Below are 15,109 nucleotides of genomic sequence, written 5' to 3' on the forward strand. Positions count from 1 at the left end.
TTAAAAGTCCGGGAAAGTAATATGTGCGCCACGCAGTGCCGATGAGCGGAAACAAAGTTCAGCGGCGCAGTTCGGAAGAACGCGTAAGGTGAGGTGGCCGAGAGGCTGAAGGCGCTCCCCTGCTAAGGGAGTATACGGTCAAAAGCTGTATCGAGGGTTCGAATCCCTCCCTCACCGCCATTTCCGATGCATCCATAGCTCAGCTGGATAGAGTACTCGGCTACGAACCGAGCGGTCGGAGGTTCGAATCCTCCTGGATGCACCATATTTTCGAATATGGAGAAGTGCCTCGGTGTGACATGACGCATTAGCGTTCAGGGCGCACTAAGGAGGATAACGTTGCTTCAGCAACGGCCCGCAGGGCGAAGCGCAAGCTGAGTCATCCTCCTGGATGCACCATTCGGAATAAAAGAAGTAAAGTGAACTAGCAATTCCTTTCATGGTGAGTAGTTAGCACCCTGCGTTGTACAAGAATTAAACCAATGCATCCATAGCTCAGCTGGATAGAGTACTCGGCTACGAACCGAGCGGTCGGAGGTTCGAATCCTCCTGGATGCACCATATCTTCGGATATGGTTAAGTGCCTCAGTGTGTCATAGCGTGAAAATCGTCAGGCTGCACTAAGGAGGATAACGTTGCTTCAGCAACGGCCCGCAGGGCGAAGCGCAAGCTGAGTAATCCTCCTGGATGCACCATTCTTCGTATCATTCCCAGGTTGATTTCTGTAAGTCCATAAAAAAGTTATTCCCCAATGCATCCATAGCTCAGCTGGATAGAGTACTCGGCTACGAACCGAGCGGTCGGAGGTTCGAATCCTCCTGGATGCACCATATCTTCGGATAGGGAAAGCGCCTCAGTGTGTCATAGCGTGAAAATCGTCAGACTGCACTAAGGAGGATAACGTTGTTTCAGCAACGGCCCGCAGGGCGAAGCGCAAGCTGAGTCATCCTCCCGGACAGACCATTCTTAGTATCATTCCCAGGTTAATTTCTGTAAGCCCATAAAAAAGTTATTCCCCAATGCATCCATAGCTCAGCTGGATAGAGTACTCGGCTACGAACCGAGCGGTCGGAGGTTCGAATCCTCCTGGATGCACCATATCTTCGGATAGGGAAAGCGTCTCAGTGTGTCATAGCGTGAAAATCGTCAGACTGCACTAAGGATGACAACGTTGCTTCAGCAACGACTCTCGAAGCGAAAGCTGAGTCATCCTCCCCGAAGCACCCTCTGCATTTCTTTTTTACTTCTCCCCATGTTCTCTCCGTTACGTCATCGCTTTATTGCACCTGCTGAAATCCTGTCTGATCTCTCTCTGCTCTGATTGTTAATGTTCGAATCCGGTTTTCTGTTGTTCGCGTTTCATTAATGTCTGGCGATCGACGTTGGTCACCAGAATGTAAAAAACGCAGCAATTTCGTACTGTTATTGCCGGTCGCAGGCGATCACCTTTATCTGAAAAGAAAAATTGCTAATGCTTTCAAAGCATTTGCTGTTCATCCACCCTGGCGACAACCTGTGCACATTAGGCTAAAGTAATGTCTCATTTACAGGAGGTCCGGAGTGACAATGTACGATCAATACGACGCCCTGATTTTCGATATGGACGGCACGATTCTCGATACTGAGCCGACACATCGAAAAGCGTGGCGTCAGGTACTGGCGCGTTACGGAATGACGCTGGATGAAGCGCGTATTGTTGGCTTTAATGGTGCTCCGACCTGGCGACTGGCGCAGTTCATCATCGAAACCAACCAGTCGTCTCACGATCCTCATCTTCTTGCCGCTGAAAAGACCGCCGCTGTGAAAGCGATGCTGCTGGAAAATGTTCAGCCGCTCCCGCTGATGGAAGTGGTGAAGGCGTACCACGGCCGTCGTCCTATGGCGGTGGGTACCGGCAGCGAACACAGCATGGCGGATGCGTTACTGACCCAGCTGGGCGTACGTGAGCTGTTCTCCGCGGTTGTCGGTGCTGATGACGTACAGCGGCACAAACCTGAACCGGATACCTTCTTACGCTGCGCCGAGCTGATGGGCGTGGCACCAGAGCGCTGTATCGTTTTTGAAGATGCAGATTTTGGGGTTCAGGCGGCGAAAGCGGCAGGAATGGATGTCGTGGACGTCCGCTTACTGTGAGTGACTCGCTCGCTTATGCCTCACTGTTTGGCAGCAGTTTTTTAAGTGCGACGCTCCTGCCGGGAAGCTCTGAAGTACTGCTGGTAGCACTATTAATTGCAAAAAAGACGTCAGTTTACGGGTTGCTTTTGGCCGCATCACTGGGGAACACCTTGGGCGGCTTAACCAACATTTTTCTTGGTCGCTTGCTGCCGTTAAAACGTCAGGGGCGATGGCATGACACAGCAATGACGTGGTTGCACCGATTGGGTCCTGCAGCACTGTTATTCAGCTGGTTGCCGGTGGTAGGTGATCTGCTCTGCGTGCTTGCGGGCTGGTTACGCTTCGCCTGGTTACCTGCGATGTTGTTTCTCGCTGTCGGTAAAACACTGCGTTATATCGTTATCGCGACCGCCACTTTACAGGGAATGCAATGGTGGCATTGATTCGCACAGATTCGAGGCTACGGTTAACATTATGCTGAACAAAAATAAATTATTCTCACAGCGGGAGGTTAATGTGATCCCGGACGTATCTAAAGCGCTCTCCTGGCTGGAAGCGCATCCTGATGCCCTCAAGGGTATCGGCCGTGGCATCGAACGTGAAACGTTGCGCGTGCAGGCAGACGGTAAACTGGCGGAAAGCGGCCATCCCGAATCACTGGGTTCGGCGCTGAAGCATGACTGGATTACCACCGATTTTGCCGAAACGCTGCTGGAGTTCATTACGCCAGTGGATCACAGCATTGATCACATGCTGGCATTCCTGCGTGATATTCATCGTCATGTCGCCCGTGAACTCGGCGAAGAGCGTATGTGGCCCTTCAGCATGCCGTGCGAGATTGACGATGCGAACAAGATTGAACTGGCGCAGTACGGTAAATCGAATATAGGCCAGATGAAAACCCTGTACCGTGAAGGGCTGAAAAACCGTTACGGCGCGCTGATGCAGACCATCTCCGGCATTCACTATAACTTCTCGCTGCCGCTCTCTTTCTGGCAGGAGTGGGCCGATGTGAAAGATCAGGAAAGCGGTAAAGAGACCATCTCTGCCGGCTATCTGCGACTGATCCGCAACTATTACCGTTTTGGCTGGGTGATCCCTTATCTGTTTGGGGCGTCGCCTGCCATCAGCTCCAGTTTCCTGCAGGGCCGCGAGAGCGCGCTGCCGTTTGAAACCAATGATAAAGATACGATGTGGCTGCCTTATGCCACCTCGCTGCGTCTGAGTGATTTAGGCTACACCAACAAATCCCAGAGCTCGCTGGGCATTACCTTTAACTCACTGGAAGGTTATGTCACGGCGCTGAAGAAAGCGATCAAGACCCCGTCAGAAGAGTTTGCTGAGATGGGCACCAAAGATGCCGACGGCAACTGGCTCCAGCTCAATACCAACGTACTGCAGATTGAAAATGAGCTCTATGCACCGATTCGGCCAAAGCGCGTCACGCGCTCAGGTGAAGCGCCTTCTGACGCGCTGCTGCGTGGCGGTATTGAGTATATCGAAGTGCGCTCGCTGGATATTAACCCGTTCTCAGCGATTGGTGTGGACGAGAATCAGGTTCGCTTCCTCGACCTGTTCCTGATCTGGTGTACCCTGGCTGACGCGCCGGAAATGAGCGCAGACGAGCTGCAGTGTACCCGTAAGAACTGGAATCGCGTGGTGCTGGAAGGGCGCAAGCCCGATCAGAAAATCGCGGTGGGCTGTGGTGAAGCGGAACATTCGCTGGTTGAAGTGGGTAAAACTCTGTTTGCCGATCTGCGTCGGGTCGCGGAAGTTTTAGACAGCAACAACCAGGGCAGCACGCAATATCAACAAGTTTGCGATCAACTGGTGGCATCGTTCGACGATCCTGAGCTAACCTATTCGGCGCGCATCCTTCAGGCAATGAAGGACAATGGTGTGACCGGTACCGGCGTGGCGTTAGCAGAGCAGTATCGTCATCTGCTGTGCGAAGAGCCGCTGGAAGTGTTGACCGAAGAGGATTTCAGCCGTCAGGCGAAAGAATCGGTGGCGGCGCAGCAGGCGCTTGAAGCAGAGGATAAGCTGGATTTTGAAGCCTATCTGGCGAGCCGGGAAGGGTAGAAAAGAAAAAGGCCACATCAATGTGGCCAAATTAACATCTCTGTTGTCAGGGATGATGATAACAAATGCGCGTCTTTCATATATTCAGACGTTGGGCGAACAGAAAAGTTTCATCGTTTCAAAAAAAAATTCTTAAAACAGGAGGTGACGTATGCCACTACTGGACAGTTTTACCGTTGATCACACTATCATGGCCGCTCCCGCCGTACGCGTTGCGAAAACCATGAAGACTCCGCATGGCGATACGATTACCGTTTTTGACCTGCGTTTTTGCCGCCCGAACATTGATATCCTCACTGAGCGTGGCATTCATACGCTGGAGCACCTGTTTGCCGGTTTCATGCGTAACCATCTGAACGGTGACGGCGTGGAAATCGTGGATATCTCGCCAATGGGTTGCCGTACTGGCTTCTACATGAGCCTGATTGGTACGCCTGACGAGCAGCGCGTCGCAAAAGCGTGGAAAGGGGCGATGGAAGATGTTCTGAAAGTAAAAGATCAGAACCAGATCCCTGAGCTGAACGAATACCAGTGCGGCAGCTACAAGCTGCACTCGCTGGAAGAAGCGCAGCAGATCGCCCGCAATGTGCTGGCACATGAGATCGGTGTTAACCACAACGATGATCTGAAACTGCCTGCTGAAAAGCTGAAAGAACTGCACATCTAGTCAGAACTTATCAGCGAAGAGAAACGCCGCGATTATCGCGGCGTTTTTTGTGGGATTTATGAACCGACGGACTTTTTCAGCGGCGTGGCGGGCGTGATGCGGACCTGCTTGATCATGTTGTCCTGCACATCAAGAATATCGATATTGTACTGACTGATTTGCACCCGGGTCTTTGTCTGAGGGATCTCTTCCAGCACCTCCAGCAGCATGCCATTGATGGTGCGGGCCTCCTGCTCTGGCAGATGCCAGTTAAACGCCTTGTTGATTTCACGCACGTTGGCGCTGCCTTCAACCAGCACCGAGCCATCATTCTGCGGCATCACTTCTTCAGCCAGCGACGGTGACATCGAGGTGGTAAAATCACCCACGATCTCTTCCAGAATATCCTCTATCGTCACCAGTCCTTTGATGTCGCCATACTCATCCACCACCAGGCCGGCTTTCTTCTTGTTACGCTGGAACTTCACCAGTTGGGTGTTAAGCGGTGTGCCTTCCGGGATGTAGTAGATCTCATCCGCAGCACGCAGCAGTGTCTCTTTGGTGAACTCTTTTTTCTCGGTCATCATGCGCCAGGCTTCACGCACCCGCAGCATCCCGACGCAGTCGTCCAGCGAATCACGGAACAGCACGATGCGACCGTGCGGCGAATGACTTAACTGACGCACCACCGACTTCCAGTCATCGTTGATGTTAATACCGACGATCTCATTGCGCGGCACCATGATGTCATCCACGCTGACCTTCTCCAGATCGAGCACCGATAGCAGCATGTCCTGATTACGGCGTGATATCAGATTACGTGACTCGTAAACGATGGTGCGCAGCTCTTCTTTGCTCAGCGCGGAGTTGACCGAGCCATCGGTGCGAATGCCGACCAGCCGCATCAGCAGCCGGGTAATGGTGTTCAGCAACCAGACCAGCGGCAACATAACGTACTGCAGCGGACCCAGCAGGAAACTACTGGGATAGGCGACCTTCTCCGGATAGAGCGCTGCGATGGTTTTTGGTAACACTTCGGCAAACACCAGCACCACGAAGGTCAGCACGCCGGTGGCGATAGCGACGCCGGCATCGCCGTAGAGGCGCATCCCGACGATGGTGCTGAGGGCAGAGGCCAGGATATTGACCAGGTTATTGCCGATCAGCACCAGGCTGATCAAGCGGTCAGGGCGACGCAGCAATTTTTCGACGCGACGGGCAGCGCGGTGGCCATTTTTAGCCTGATGGCGCAGCTTGTAGCGATTGAGGGTCATCATGCCGGTTTCGGAGCCAGAAAAATAAGCCGAAACCAGCACCATGATGATCAGCGTAACAATCAGCGTGGTGGTTGAAACATGTTCCAACGCAGAACTTCCTTTTTAACGAGAGGTAGGGATAAGCAGGTGCTGTAAGATGCGACTGCCAAAGTAGGCCATGGTTAACAACAACGCGCCGCTGCAGTTAAACCACACCACACGACGCCCACGCCAACCTTCATGATAGTGTCCCCACAGCAAAACGATATACACAAACCAGGCGATGATCGAGAGCACCGCTTTATCGACGTTTTCCGCGCTGAAAAGATCCTGCATGTAAAACAGGCCGGTACAGAGTACCAGCGTCAGCAGCACCACGCCGACCTGCGTGATGTGAAACATCTTGCGCTCAATCGTCAGCAGCGGCGGCATATCCTGGGTAAAGGCCAGCCGTTTGTTTTTCAGCTGGTAATCAATCCACGCCAGCTGCAGCGCATAGAGTGCCGCAATGATCAGCGTAGCGTAGGCGAACAGCGACAGACCGATATGAATCATCATGCCTGGCGTGGTTTCCAGATGGGTGATAAACGCATTGGGCACAAAAGTGGCAAAGGCGAGGTTGATCAGCGCGAAACTATAAACAATCGGCAGCAGTAACCAGCCACGGTTGCGGGACGCCACAATGGTCATGATGGCGCAGATCAACAGACTGACCAGTGAGCCGATATTCAGCAGGCTGAAATTCTGTCCGCTATCGACGGCAAAAATACGTTGCTGCAAGGCCACCGCGTGCGTAATCAACGCCACGCAGGCAGAGAGCATCGCCATTCGACGCCAGCCACCGTTACGTTTCAACAGGCTGGGAACGATCAGTGCAAGACTTAGGGAGTAGGCTAACAGCGCCACTATCGCGAAAACGAACATAGATCCTTTCGGGTATCAGTCAGATAAGGAAAACGGCAGTATAGCGCCAGCGGCAGCTGGCACCAAACGATCTCAGGGGCAATTGCAGAGATCGCTGCGCCTTCGTGTTATAATCCGCCGCATTCTGCCGATCAGGCGCCTCGCGATCTTTTTAAGTGAGAGACCATGTTTGATAATTTAACCGATCGTTTATCGCAAACCCTGAAAAATATCAGCGGCCGCGGAAGGCTGACTGAAGAGAACATCAAAGAGACCCTGCGTGAAGTTCGCATGGCACTGCTTGAGGCTGACGTTGCGCTGCCGGTAGTGCGTGACTTCATTAATCGCGTGAAAGAAAGCGCGGTCGGGCACGATGTGAATAAGAGTCTGACGCCAGGTCAGGAGTTCATCAAGATTGTCCGTAACGAACTGGTTACGGCGATGGGTGCAGAAAACAACGCACTGGATCTGGCGGCGCAGCCACCGGCCGTGGTGTTGATGGCGGGTCTGCAGGGTGCGGGTAAAACCACCAGCGTCGGTAAGCTGGGTAAATTCCTGCGTGAAAAGCACAAAAAGAAAGTATTAGTGGTTTCTGCCGACGTCTATCGTCCGGCGGCGATCAAACAGCTGGAAACGCTGGCGCAACAGGTCGGCGTTGACTTCTGCCCGTCCGATCTGAGCCAGAAGCCGGTCGACATCGTAAACAATGCGCTGCGCGAAGCGCGCCTGAAGTTCTACGATGTGCTGCTGGTGGATACCGCGGGTCGTCTGCACGTAGACGAAGCGATGATGGACGAAATCAAACAGGTTCACGCTGCGATTAATCCGGTAGAAACCCTGTTTGTGGTCGATGCCATGACCGGTCAGGATGCGGCGAACACGGCCAAAGCCTTTAACGAAGCACTGCCGCTCACCGGGGTTATCCTGACCAAAGTGGATGGTGATGCACGCGGTGGTGCGGCGCTGTCGATTCGTCATATCACCGGCAAGCCGATTAAGTTCATGGGTGTGGGTGAGAAGACTGAAGCCCTGGAGCCGTTCTACCCGGAGCGTATCGCCTCACGTATCCTTGGCATGGGCGATGTGCTGTCGCTGATCGAAGATATTGAAAGCAAGGTTGACCGCGAGCAGGCGGAAAAGCTGGCGAAGAAACTGAAAACCGGTGACGGTTTCGATCTTAATGACTTCCTTGAGCAGCTGAAGCAGATGCGCAACATGGGCGGGATGGCCAGCCTGATGGGCAAACTGCCTGGCATGGGGCAGTTGCCGGATAACGTGAAGTCACAGATGGATGATAAAGTGCTGGTGCGCATGGAGGCGATCATCAACTCGATGACCCGCAAAGAGCGCCAGAAGCCAGAAATCATCAAAGGCTCGCGCAAGCGCCGCATTGCAACCGGCTCGGGTATGCAGGTGCAGGACGTTAACCGCTTACTCAAGCAGTTCGACGACATGCAGCGTATGATGAAGAAAATGAAGAAGGGCGGAATGGCGAAAATGATGCGCGGCATGAAAGGTATGATGCCGCCAGGTTTCCCTGGACGCTAAGTGTTCCACAAAAAAGCCCGAAAAGACGCGGTTTAGGTTGCTTTTTGCGCCAAAATGAGTAAAATTTTCGAGCTTTTTATACAGCACCCGGACCCCGTTCCTCGATGGGGGCCGGGTGTTTTATTAACTGAAGAGGATGTTATGGTAACAATTCGTTTGGCACGTCACGGCGCTAAAAAGCGTCCGTTCTATCAGGTCGTCGTTACTGACAGCCGCAATGCACGCAACGGTCGTTTCATCGAGCGCGTTGGTTTCTTCAACCCGATCGCATCTGGTCAGGCTGAAGGTCTGCGTCTGGATCTGGATCGTATCGAGCACTGGGTTGGCCAGGGCGCAACGCTTTCTGACCGCGTTAACGCGCTGGTCAAAGAAGCTAAGAAAGCAGCTTAATCTGTCACGGTGGTAAGCATGAGCAGACAACTTGCCGCACAGCCTCCTGTTAACCCGCTGGTGTTGGGTAAAATGGGAGCCGCCTACGGTATTCGCGGCTGGCTCAAAGTGTTTTCCTCCACTGAAGACGCTGAAAGCATCTTCGACTACCAACCCTGGTTTATCCAGCGCGCCGGTCAATGGCAGCAGATCGAACTGGAGGGTTGGAAGCACCACAATCAGGACCTGATCATCAAAGTCAAAGGCGTTGACGATCGGGATGCGGCGGCTCAGTTAACCAATTGCGAAATTCAGGTTGACTCGACGCAGTTGCCATCGCTGGAAGAGGGCGACTACTACTGGAAAGACCTTATGGGTTGCCAGGTGGTTAACCTCGACGGCTACGAGATGGGCAAAGTCATCGATATGATGGAAACCGGCTCGAACGACGTTCTCGTCGTTAAGGCAAACCTGAAGGATGCATTCGGTGTGCAGGAGCGGTTAATTCCGTTTCTTGATGAACAGGTTATCAGGAAAGTCGATCTCTCTACTGGCGTCATTGAAGTAGATTGGGATCCTGGTTTTTGATCTCCGAATCGAACGGTAACGTAACGGCGAAGACAATGTGGATTGGTGTAATTAGCCTGTTTCCAGAAATGTTTCGCGCTATTACCGATTACGGGGTAACTGGCCGGGCAGTAAAAAACGGTCTGCTCAGCATTCAAAGCTGGAGTCCTCGTGACTTCACGCACGACCGGCACCGTACCGTGGATGATCGTCCTTACGGCGGCGGACCGGGAATGCTGATGATGGTACAACCCTTACGGGATGCTATCTCCGCAGCGAAAGCAGCGGCAGGTGATGGGGCCAGGGTGATATATCTTTCACCTCAGGGGCGCAAACTGGACCAACAGGGCGTTTGCGAACTGGCGGCACGGGACAAGTTAATTCTGGTCTGTGGCCGTTATGAAGGGATAGATGAGCGCGTAATACACGCCGAAATTGATGAAGAATGGTCAATTGGTGATTACGTTCTCAGCGGCGGGGAACTGCCAGCGATGACGATGATTGACGCGGTCGCCCGGTTTATTCCCGGCGTGCTCGGCAAGCAGGCGTCAGCCGACGAGGACTCGTTCTCTGATGGGCTGCTGGACTGTCCGCACTATACCCGACCTGAAGTGTTAGACGGCGTGGAGGTTCCGGCAGTATTACTGTCAGGCAACCATGCTGATATTCGCCGTTGGCGCCTGAAGCAGTCGCTAGGCCGTACCTGGCTAAGAAGACCTGAACTTCTGGAAAACCTGGCTCTGACTGAAGAGCAAGCAAGGTTGCTAAGTGAGTTCCAGCGGGAATTTCACCAGCAACAAAACGATGATGTGGAAGAGTGATCTTCCCCGACTATCAGTTTACCCAGGATATGAGATTTAATTATGAGCAACATTATCAAGCAAATTGAACAAGAGCAGATGAAACAGGACGTACCTTCCTTCCGCCCGGGTGATTCCGTGGAAGTGAAAGTATGGGTCGTTGAAGGTTCTAAAAAACGTCTGCAGGCATTCGAGGGCGTGGTTATCGCTATTCGTAACCGCGGTCTGCACTCTGCATTCACTGTTCGCAAAATTTCTAACGGCGAAGGCGTTGAGCGTGTATTCCAGACTCACTCACCTGTAATTGACAGCATCACTGTCAAACGTCGTGGCGCTGTGCGTAAAGCCAAACTGTACTACCTGCGTGAGCGTACTGGTAAGTCTGCTCGTATTAAAGAGCGTCTTAACTAAGGTATCGCTAACGCGACATCTAAAAGTTAATAGCAAACAAGGGGTTGGCGTGAAGCCAGCCCCTTTTTTTATCTTATCATCCGGTCGATGGCGACGAACCTGTGGCATCAGGTCGCTGAAAATGATAAATCGCGCTATTTACCGGCCCGCTCTCCAGCACAATCAGCCCGTAGCGGCAGCCAATAAACTCACCACCACATTTCTCCGCCACTGCCCGACTGGCCAGGTTGTCTTCCGCCGCCAGAATCTCTATGCCGCGCGTTTCAGGACGGGAGAAGCCTAGCGACAGCAACGCAATCACGGCGCGGCTGGCGATACCCTGACGCTGTGCATCGCTGCGTACCCAATAACCCAGGGCGCTGAAATCGCCAGGATGACGGGCGAACCGAATCCCTGCGCCGCCCAGTATCCGGTCGCGCTGATCCACAATCGCAAACTCTTCTGCTTCACCTTTCAGGCGTTGCCAGTGGGTAAAGCGTATCCAGCTCTCCGCTTCATGCGGCTGATAATTCGCGTGCGCCCAGGCCATCCACGGCAACAAACTATCCAGCGAGGCGTTAACTGCTTCAGTAAACGCAGCGATATCGTTAAGCGTGAAAGGGCGGAGGCGAAGGTGGGTACCGGTCTGCGTCATGGCTCGCTCATAATGATCATGGTTGATTTTTATTCTGACAGCGACGAGAAGGAAAACAATGCTCAATGATGTAAATATATATGTACACTTTGTTTTATGTGGTCTTGCTGTAATGATCTAGTAATTACTTGTTTAATAAGTGTTTTAATAATTTACCTCACGCCGATCAATTTTACTGGTAATAAAAGTGTACGCCTGATGTTGTGTTATGTATTCCCTGTGATACAGTGTGCTGCATCCTCCATGAGGATCCCATGACCGCATATACGAGCAAAAAGGATCGCCACCATGCAAAAAGACGCGCTGAACAATGTGCATATCGCCGACGAACAGGTACTGATTACCCCGGAAGAGCTGAAAGCAAAATTTCCGCTGACCGCTGAGCAACAGGCTCAGGTTGCTGCCTCTCGTCAGACTATCTCCGACATCATTGCCGGCCGCGATCCGCGCCTGCTGGTGGTATGCGGACCTTGTTCAATCCACGATACCGAAGCGGCTCTGGATTATGCTCGTCGTTTGCAAACCCTCTCTGAACAGTTGAAGGATCAGCTGTATCTCGTCATGCGCGTCTACTTTGAAAAACCCCGTACCACCGTCGGCTGGAAAGGGTTGATCAACGATCCCTACATGGATAACTCCTTCGATATGGAAGCGGGCCTGCATATTGCCCGTAAGCTGCTGGTGAATCTGGTTGAGATGGGGTTACCGCTGGCGACAGAAGCGCTGGACCCTAACAGCCCGCAGTACCTCGGCGATCTGTTCAGCTGGTCTGCCATCGGCGCACGCACCACCGAATCGCAGACGCACCGTGAAATGGCCTCGGGTCTGTCAATGCCAGTGGGCTTCAAAAATGGCACCGACGGCAGTCTGGGTACCGCGATTAACGCGATGCGCGCGGCGTCAATGCCACACCGCTTTGTTGGCATCAATCAGGCCGGGCAGGTTTGTCTGTTACAGACACAGGGAAACCCTGATGGGCACGTGATTCTGCGCGGAGGTAAAGCGCCTAACTACGGTCCGGAAGATGTTACGCAATGTGAAAAAGAGATGCTCAAGGCGGGACTGCGTCCAGCCTTAATGATAGATTGCAGCCATGGTAACTCTAATAAAGACTACCGCCGTCAGCCTGGCGTAGCGGAATCCGCTATTGCCCAGATCAAAGATGGAAACCGTTCAATTATTGGTTTGATGCTGGAAAGCCACATCAATGAAGGTAACCAGTCTTCTGAGCAGCCACGCAGTGAAATGAAGTATGGCGTTTCCGTCACCGATGCCTGCATCAACTGGGACGTCACCGAAACGTTGCTGCGTGAGATGCATCAGGATCTGCAGGGAGTGCTGTCGGCGCGTCTGTCACACGAGGTGTAAGAGCAATGGTGGCTGAATTAAGCGCGTTACGCGATCAAATTGATAGTGTCGATAAGGCGCTGCTCGACCTGCTGGCCAGACGGCTTGAACTGGTCGCCGAAGTAGGCGAAGTCAAGAGCCGTTATGGACTGCCGATTTATGTCCCTGAGCGTGAGGCCTCAATGCTGGCCTCGCGCCGTAAAGAAGCTGAAGCGCTCGGCGTACCGCCGGACCTGATTGAGGATGTGCTGCGTCGGGTGATGCGCGAGTCCTATACCAGCGAGAACGACAAAGGCTTCAAAACGTTGTGTCCTGAACTGCGTCCGGTAGTGATTGTCGGCGGTAATGGGCAGATGGGGCGGCTGTTTGAGAAAATGCTGCGGCTGTCGGGCTATACGGTGAAAACGCTGGATAAAGAAGACTGGCCACAGGCGGAGAGTTTACTCAGCGATGCCGGTATGGTGATCATCAGCGTACCGATTCACTTAACCGAGCAGGTGATTGCCCAACTGCCGCCGCTGCCAGAGGATTGTATCCTGGTCGATCTGGCGTCAGTGAAGAACCGACCTTTGCAGGCGATGCTGGCGGCGCATAATGGTCCGGTGCTGGGCCTGCATCCGATGTTTGGTCCGGACAGCGGTAGCCTGGCAAAACAGGTGGTGGTCTGGTGTGATGGTCGTCAGCCTGAAGCGTATCAGTGGTTTCTGGAGCAGATTCAGGTCTGGGGCGCGCGCTTACACCGTATCAGTGCGGTTGAGCACGATCAGAATATGGCGTTCATCCAGGCATTACGTCACTTCGCGACCTTTGCTTACGGCCTGCATTTAGCGGAAGAGAACGTGAACCTCGATCAGCTGCTGGCGCTGTCGTCACCTATCTACCGGCTTGAGCTGGCGATGGTCGGACGATTATTTGCCCAGGACCCGCAGCTCTATGCTGACATTATCATGTCGTCAGAGAGCAACCTGGCGCTGATTAAGCGTTATTATCAGCGCTTCGGTGAGGCGATTGCCTTGCTGGAACAGGGGGATAAGCAGGCGTTTATCGCCAGCTTCAACCGGGTCGAGCACTGGTTTGGCGATCACGCGAAACGCTTCCTGGTTGAAAGCCGTAGCTTATTGCGCTCGGCGAACGACAGTCGCCCTTAAAACAGCAGCCGTCCAGAAACAACAAGGCATCCCGCGGGATGCCTTTTTTGTCTACTCGCCCGGTTCCACCGGCACCACATTCTCACTGGGATAACAGCCCAGCACCTTCAGTGAACGGGTCATAGTCTGCAACTCCTGCAGCGCCTGCTGCATTCTTTCCGACTGCAGGTTGCCCTGAACATCAATATAAAACATCTCTTCCCAGGGATTGCCGTTTATCGGACGCGACTCCAGCTTGCTCATGATCAGATTATGCTGGCGCAGCACCAGTAAGGCATCGACCAGCGCACCCGCCTGCTGACCGGTTGCCATGATCAGCGTCGTTTTGGCGGGTACCTGATCAGAAACCTCGATGGCTTTGCGGGCCAGCACAATAAAGCGGGTATGGTTTTGCTGCTGATTCGCCAGGTTGCGCTCCAGCACCTGTAGCTGATAGAGCTCGCCACCGGCTTCACTGCCCAGCGCCGCCACCTTCGGTGAGTTAAGCGCCGCCACTTTCTCCATGGCCGCTGCGGTGCTTTCGGTATATTCAATTTTCCAGTGCGGGAATCGGTTAATGAACTGGCTGCACTGCTGGAACGGCTGAGGATGGCTGTACACCGTCTCAATCTGCGTCAGATCAGTCGGGCCATTGACCAGCACGCAGTGGTCAATGGGCAGCGTCATCTCCCCAACGATCGATAAGCTGGTCTGCTGCAGCAAATCGTAGACGTCATTGATTGAGCCAGAACTGGTGTTCTCTATAGGCATCACCGCGTAATCTGCCGCACCGTTCTCCACCTGCTTGATGATATCGTGGAACTTCAGGCAACCGCATTCAACCATGTTATCGAAATGACGGGCGGCATATTTACGCGCCGCCAGATGCGAATAAGAGCCCTTGGGACCGAGGAAGGCGATACGGGCCGCATGGGCATGAGGATGATTAAGATTTTTTTGCAACAGGGCTTGCTGGGTCAATACCGAGTCTTCAATCACCAGCTGAAATAACCGGGTGATGTAGTGCGCATCCAGATTATGCGCTTTGCCCAGCACAATCAGGTTTTCCAGCAGCGCGCGCTCACGTTCAACATCGCGAATCGGGCGGTGGGTGGCCAGTTTGGCCTGCGCAACTTCCACTGCCAGCAGGCGGCGTTCCGCTAAAAGTGTCAGGAGTTTTTTATCAACTGCGCTGATTTTATCGCGTAGCGCCAGCAGTGGATTGTCGGGATTCATAAGGCTCACCTGTAAGCTGTCCAATAAAAAAGCCTCCCGGTTGGGAGGCTTTGTTGTTCGTCTTCGCT

General features: G+C 53.3%; 15 protein-coding genes, 5 tRNA genes and 1 other annotated feature (1 of these 21 cut by a window edge). Of the genes, 16 read left to right on the forward strand and 4 right to left on the reverse strand.

Features of this window, described 5'->3' with window-relative positions; translation table 11 throughout:
• The first annotated feature begins 87 nt into the window (after positions 1-87).
• The 9 genes from LZU96_RS04870 (at position 88) to luxS (ending at position 4,864) form a co-directional block, all read left to right on the forward strand.
• Positions 88-180: transfer RNA gene (locus LZU96_RS04870), tRNA-Ser, on the forward strand.
• 8 nt (positions 181-188) lie between these two features.
• A tRNA-Arg gene (locus LZU96_RS04875) sits at positions 189-265 on the forward strand.
• 219 nt (positions 266-484) lie between these two features.
• Positions 485-561, forward strand: a tRNA-Arg gene (locus LZU96_RS04880).
• Positions 562-753: 192 nt separating this feature from the next.
• Positions 754-830, forward strand: a tRNA-Arg gene (locus tag LZU96_RS04885).
• 191 nt (positions 831-1,021) lie between these two features.
• Positions 1,022-1,098, forward strand: a tRNA-Arg gene (locus LZU96_RS04890).
• A gap of 468 nt (positions 1,099-1,566) precedes the next feature.
• Positions 1,567-2,133 (forward strand): fructose-1-phosphate/6-phosphogluconate phosphatase, encoded by a 567-nt coding sequence (gene yqaB / locus LZU96_RS04895; protein ID WP_233987303.1) that lies wholly within the window; start codon positions 1,567-1,569, stop codon positions 2,131-2,133.
• On the forward strand, positions 2,130-2,558 hold the full coding sequence (locus LZU96_RS04900; protein WP_233987304.1) for a YqaA family protein: 429 nt from the start codon (positions 2,130-2,132) through the stop codon (positions 2,556-2,558). The genes yqaB and LZU96_RS04900 overlap by 4 nt, the downstream gene beginning before the upstream one ends.
• Positions 2,559-2,589: 31 nt before the next feature.
• On the forward strand, positions 2,590-4,197 hold the full coding sequence (gene gshA / locus LZU96_RS04905; protein ID WP_233987305.1) for a glutamate--cysteine ligase: 1,608 nt from the start codon (positions 2,590-2,592) through the stop codon (positions 4,195-4,197).
• Between the two features lie 151 nt (positions 4,198-4,348).
• Complete coding sequence (gene luxS, locus LZU96_RS04910) at positions 4,349-4,864, forward strand: S-ribosylhomocysteine lyase (RefSeq protein ID WP_094121081.1); 516 nt, start codon at positions 4,349-4,351, stop codon at positions 4,862-4,864.
• A 56-nt stretch (positions 4,865-4,920) separates the two neighbouring features.
• On the opposite strand, the gene LZU96_RS04915 is transcribed toward luxS, so the two are convergent.
• Both LZU96_RS04915 and LZU96_RS04920 read right to left on the reverse strand, forming a co-directional pair.
• The gene (locus tag LZU96_RS04915) at positions 4,921-6,207 is read right to left on the reverse strand and encodes an HlyC/CorC family transporter (RefSeq protein ID WP_233987306.1); all 1,287 of its coding nucleotides are present in this window, start codon (positions 6,205-6,207) and stop codon (positions 4,921-4,923) included.
• Positions 6,208-6,222: 15 nt separating this feature from the next.
• On the reverse strand, positions 6,223-7,023 hold the full coding sequence (locus tag LZU96_RS04920; protein WP_233987307.1) for a cytochrome C assembly family protein: 801 nt from the start codon (positions 7,021-7,023) through the stop codon (positions 6,223-6,225).
• A gap of 165 nt (positions 7,024-7,188) precedes the next feature.
• Here LZU96_RS04920 and ffh point away from each other — a divergent pair, with 165 nt between their 5' ends.
• From ffh to rplS, 5 genes are all read left to right on the forward strand, one after another.
• Positions 7,189-8,550 (forward strand): signal recognition particle protein, encoded by a 1,362-nt coding sequence (gene ffh, locus LZU96_RS04925; RefSeq protein ID WP_233987308.1) that lies wholly within the window; start codon positions 7,189-7,191, stop codon positions 8,548-8,550.
• A gap of 141 nt (positions 8,551-8,691) precedes the next feature.
• A complete protein-coding gene (rpsP, locus tag LZU96_RS04930; RefSeq protein ID WP_003849041.1) occupies positions 8,692-8,940 on the forward strand; it encodes a 30S ribosomal protein S16 in 249 nt (82 codons plus the stop codon).
• An 18-nt stretch (positions 8,941-8,958) separates the two neighbouring features.
• Positions 8,959-9,507 (forward strand): ribosome maturation factor RimM, encoded by a 549-nt coding sequence (rimM, locus tag LZU96_RS04935; RefSeq protein WP_233987309.1) that lies wholly within the window; start codon positions 8,959-8,961, stop codon positions 9,505-9,507.
• A gap of 35 nt (positions 9,508-9,542) precedes the next feature.
• Positions 9,543-10,307 carry a tRNA (guanosine(37)-N1)-methyltransferase TrmD gene (gene trmD, locus LZU96_RS04940; RefSeq protein WP_094121076.1) on the forward strand — a complete coding sequence of 255 codons (765 nt, stop codon included), beginning with the start codon at positions 9,543-9,545 and terminating at the stop codon, positions 10,305-10,307.
• 42 nt (positions 10,308-10,349) lie between these two features.
• Positions 10,350-10,697 (forward strand): 50S ribosomal protein L19, encoded by a 348-nt coding sequence (gene rplS, locus LZU96_RS04945; protein WP_031374778.1) that lies wholly within the window; start codon positions 10,350-10,352, stop codon positions 10,695-10,697.
• A gap of 76 nt (positions 10,698-10,773) precedes the next feature.
• Here rplS and LZU96_RS04950 read toward each other — a convergent pair whose 3' ends face one another.
• The gene (locus LZU96_RS04950) at positions 10,774-11,331 is read right to left on the reverse strand and encodes a GNAT family N-acetyltransferase (protein WP_233987310.1); all 558 of its coding nucleotides are present in this window, start codon (positions 11,329-11,331) and stop codon (positions 10,774-10,776) included.
• 288 nt (positions 11,332-11,619) lie between these two features.
• On the opposite strand from LZU96_RS04950, the gene LZU96_RS04955 reads away from it, so the two are divergent.
• Positions 11,620-12,699 (forward strand): 3-deoxy-7-phosphoheptulonate synthase, encoded by a 1,080-nt coding sequence (locus LZU96_RS04955; protein WP_031374780.1) that lies wholly within the window; start codon positions 11,620-11,622, stop codon positions 12,697-12,699.
• Positions 12,700-12,704: 5 nt separating this feature from the next.
• Positions 12,705-13,826, forward strand: coding sequence for a bifunctional chorismate mutase/prephenate dehydrogenase (tyrA, locus tag LZU96_RS04960; RefSeq protein WP_233987311.1), 1,122 nt, complete (start codon positions 12,705-12,707; stop codon positions 13,824-13,826).
• Between the two features lie 51 nt (positions 13,827-13,877).
• Here tyrA and pheA read toward each other — a convergent pair whose 3' ends face one another.
• Entirely contained in the window at positions 13,878-15,041 is a 1,164-nt protein-coding gene (pheA, locus tag LZU96_RS04965) for a bifunctional chorismate mutase/prephenate dehydratase (RefSeq protein WP_233987312.1), read from the reverse strand.
• A 22-nt stretch (positions 15,042-15,063) separates the two neighbouring features.
• Positions 15,064-15,109: a sequence feature (Phe leader region), on the reverse strand (it continues 79 nt past the right edge of the window).

The sequence above is a fragment of the Pantoea agglomerans genome, from assembly GCF_021397715.1.
GTDB classification, from domain to species: domain Bacteria; phylum Pseudomonadota; class Gammaproteobacteria; order Enterobacterales; family Enterobacteriaceae; genus Pantoea; species Pantoea astica.

What these genes read in the sequence shown, in the direction of transcription:
- yqaB (WP_233987303.1), top strand. Translation starts at nt 1,567, where the DNA reads ATGTACGATCAATACGACGCCCTGATTTTCGATATGGACGGCACGATT.
- gshA (WP_233987305.1), top strand. Translation starts at nt 2,590, where the DNA reads ATGCTGAACAAAAATAAATTATTCTCACAGCGGGAGGTTAATGTGATC.
- luxS (WP_094121081.1), top strand. Translation starts at nt 4,349, where the DNA reads ATGCCACTACTGGACAGTTTTACCGTTGATCACACTATCATGGCCGCT.
- LZU96_RS04920 (WP_233987307.1), bottom strand. Translation starts at nt 7,023, where the DNA reads ATGTTCGTTTTCGCGATAGTGGCGCTGTTAGCCTACTCCCTAAGTCTT.
- ffh (WP_233987308.1), top strand. Translation starts at nt 7,189, where the DNA reads ATGTTTGATAATTTAACCGATCGTTTATCGCAAACCCTGAAAAATATC.
- rpsP (WP_003849041.1), top strand. Translation starts at nt 8,692, where the DNA reads ATGGTAACAATTCGTTTGGCACGTCACGGCGCTAAAAAGCGTCCGTTC.
- rimM (WP_233987309.1), top strand. Translation starts at nt 8,959, where the DNA reads ATGAGCAGACAACTTGCCGCACAGCCTCCTGTTAACCCGCTGGTGTTG.
- trmD (WP_094121076.1), top strand. Translation starts at nt 9,543, where the DNA reads ATGTGGATTGGTGTAATTAGCCTGTTTCCAGAAATGTTTCGCGCTATT.
- rplS (WP_031374778.1), top strand. Translation starts at nt 10,350, where the DNA reads ATGAGCAACATTATCAAGCAAATTGAACAAGAGCAGATGAAACAGGAC.
- LZU96_RS04950 (WP_233987310.1), bottom strand. Translation starts at nt 11,331, where the DNA reads ATGACGCAGACCGGTACCCACCTTCGCCTCCGCCCTTTCACGCTTAAC.
- LZU96_RS04955 (WP_031374780.1), top strand. Translation starts at nt 11,620, where the DNA reads ATGCAAAAAGACGCGCTGAACAATGTGCATATCGCCGACGAACAGGTA.
- tyrA (WP_233987311.1), top strand. Translation starts at nt 12,705, where the DNA reads ATGGTGGCTGAATTAAGCGCGTTACGCGATCAAATTGATAGTGTCGAT.
- pheA (WP_233987312.1), bottom strand. Translation starts at nt 15,041, where the DNA reads ATGAATCCCGACAATCCACTGCTGGCGCTACGCGATAAAATCAGCGCA.